Annotated in this window: 1 protein-coding gene; it reads right to left on the bottom strand. The window is 75.2% G+C overall.

What is annotated here, in order from left to right:
* Positions 1-2,928: FkbM family methyltransferase (locus JNW89_RS32915; protein WP_375155178.1), on the bottom strand; the 2,928-nt coding region annotated here is incomplete at its 3' end.
* Between the last annotated feature and the right edge of the window lie 74 nt (positions 2,929-3,002).

Genomic DNA, 3,002 nt, shown 5'->3' on the forward strand with positions numbered 1-3,002 from the left:
CGCCGGCAGCGGCGCGGTCGGGTCGGCCGCCAGCAGCCGGCGGAAGCCGTAGGCGAAGGTGTCCACCCGGTCCCCGGCGACGTGCCGGTGGTCGTACTGGACGGTGAGGGCGAGGCGGCCGGTGTCGGCGTCCAGTTCGGCGTCGACGGCGAAGCTGAACGCCACGTCCACGGTGATGCCCCGACTGTCCACGATGCGGCTGCCGCCACCGGCCGGCCGGCTCGGGAAGTGGGTCCAGTTGAAGAAGTGGTCGAAGCGGGGGCCGGCGGCACCGGCCCGGACGATCTCGGCGAGCGGGAAGCGGTGGTGCCCCATCAGCTCCCGCTCCGCCCGCCACACCTCGGTGGCGAGCTCGGCCACCGACCGGGTGCCCAGCTGCACGCTCACGGGCAGGGTGTTGAGGAACAGCCCGAGGGTGGCGTCGCTGCCCTCGCCCTCCGGCCGGCCGCCGACCACCAGGCCGCTGACCACGTCGTTCCGGCCGGCAAGCTCGCCGATCAGCCGCAGGTGGACGGCGAGCAGCCAGGACTTGACCGGTACCCCGGCGGTCCGGGCCGCCGCGCTGACCACGTCGGTCGTGTCGGCCGGCAGCGGCACCCGCTGGGTGGTGGTGGTCCGCGGGTCCGCTCCGCCGAGCAGCAGCGGTGGCACCGCGCCGGGGCCGTCCAGCCAGAACCGGCGGGTGACCGGGTCGGCCAGGGCCTGCCGCTCGGCCGCCACGTACTCGGAGAACGGCAGGCCCGCGTCGGCCCGGCCGGCCGTGCCGGCCCGTTCCCGGTCGTACGCGGCGAGCAGGTCGGTGAGGAACAGGTGCAGGCTCCAGCCGTCGAGGATGGCGTGGCACTCGGCGACGATCAGGGTGAACGCGTCGGCGTCCTCCCGGACGGCGTGCAGCCGCAGCAGCGGCGGGCGGTCCCAGTCGAAGGGGCGTACCCGCTCCTGCGCCACCAGGTCGTCGACCCGCGCCCGGCGGGTCTGCGGGTCGGCGTCGGCCAGGTCGGTCACCGGCACGTCGACCGGCACGTCCGCGTGCACGAGCTGCAACGGCTCGGAGTACGCGCCCAGCGCGAACCCGGTGCGCAGCACCGGGTGGGCGGCCACCAGAGCGGCCAGCGCGCGCCGCAGCGCCACCGCGTCCAGCGGCGCGGCGATCCGGTGTGCGGTGACGTTGTGGTACATCGCCGGGTCGCCGGTCAGCTCGCAGTGGTAGACCATGCCCTGCTGAAGGGCGGTCATCGGGTACGCGTCGGCGATCCCGGCGGGCAGCAGCTCCCGGTCGGCGGCGGCGACCAGCGCGAACCGCCCGGCCGGCCTGGCCTCCGCGACCGGCGGGGCCCCGTCCAGAGTGATCTCCCCGTGCGTGACCAGCTCGCGGATCGACTGGTACGTGAAGATGTCGCTGAGTCGGAAGGACAGCCCCCGCCGGTTCGCCGCCACCTGCATCTGGATGCTGCGGATGGAGTCGCCGCCGAGGGCGAAGAAGCTGTCGGTCACGCCGACGGTGGCCACCCCGAGGACCTCGCGCCACGCCTCGACCAGGATCTCCTCGGCCCGGCCGGCAGGTGCCACCGCCGCGCTGTCGCGGGGCCGGTCGAGGCGGGGCGCGGGCAGCGCCGCCCGGTCGAGTTTGCCGTTGCGGGTCAGCGGCAGCGCGTCGAGGAGCACCACCGCGGCCGGGACCAGGTGGGCCGGGAGCCGGTCGGCCAGCCAGCCGGTCAGGCGCTCCTCCAGCGGGCCGGCCGCCGGCCCCGCCGGGACCACCACCGCCGGGCGCGGATCGGCGGCGTACTCGGGACGCACGGCGTGCAGGGTGTGCCGGTCGGTGCCGGCGAGCAGGTCGTCCTGTCGGGTGACGACGTCGAAGCCCCGCTCGGTGAGCAGGCGGGTCAGTTCGTCCAGCCGGCCCTCGGTGTCGGTGCCGGCCGCGTCGTGCACCTCCATGGCGACCTGCGCCACCAGCGGCCAGTGCCGGTCCTCCAGCCCGGCGAGCACGTCCGCCTCGGCGCGCTGCACGTCGATCTTCAGCAGGTCGATCCGGTCCGGGGCGAGCTCGTCGAGGACGGCCGACAGCGGCCGGACCGGCACGGTGAGCTCCCGTCCGGCGAAGCGTTCCGCGAGCAGTTCGTCGGCCCGGTCGAGCAGGACGTCCCGCTCGTCCGCGCCGGCGTCCCGCTCGTTGGCGAGGTACCGCTTGATCACCGCCACCTCGGCGTCCGGGTCCGCGTACGCGGCGTGGCCGGACATCATCGAGTAGCCCGGGTAGTAGGTGAAGGACACCTCCCCGGCCGCCCGGGACAACCCGAACCCGTGCACCGTGGCCGGTACGCCGAACTCGGCGACGTTGCGCCGCAGCACGTCGGCCACCGACGGCACCGGCTCGAACGCGTGGATCGTCGCGTCCGGGCAGACGGTGTGCACGAAGAGCGAGAACATGCCGATGTTCGCGCCCACGTCGAGGACGGTCGCCCCGGGCCGCAGCACGATGCCGTCGCGCAGGTAGACCTGCTGGACGAAGATCTCGTCGTACAGGTAGCGGGTCTCGTGCCGGTTGATCCCGGCGACCCGCTCGACGTCGACGGCCACGGCGGCGCCGCCCGGCCGGACGTAGGCGACGAGCCGGTCGCCGTGCCCGTCGTCGTCGCGGGCCACCACGGCGGCGTCGGCGACCTCCGGGTGCGCGCGCAGGACCGCGGTAACCTCGCCCGGCTCCACCCGGAAGCCGTGGATCTTCACCTGGTCGTCCAGCCGGCCGAGGTAGCGCAGCCGGAGGTCGGCGTCGAAGCGGACCCGGTCGCCGGTGCGGTACACCCGTTCGGTGCGGCCGGACGGCAGGGCCACCGGCACGAACCGGCGCGCGGTGCTCTCCGGGTCGCCGAGGTACCCGTCGGTCGAGCTGCGGCCCGCCTGACGCAGAGCTCCCCCGGCCACGCCCGGCGGCACCGGTCCGCAGCCGCTCGTCGAAGCACCCAGACCCCGACGCCGGGCAGCGGCCGACCGATGGT

This window comes from Micromonospora sp. 4G55 (assembly GCF_016803375.1).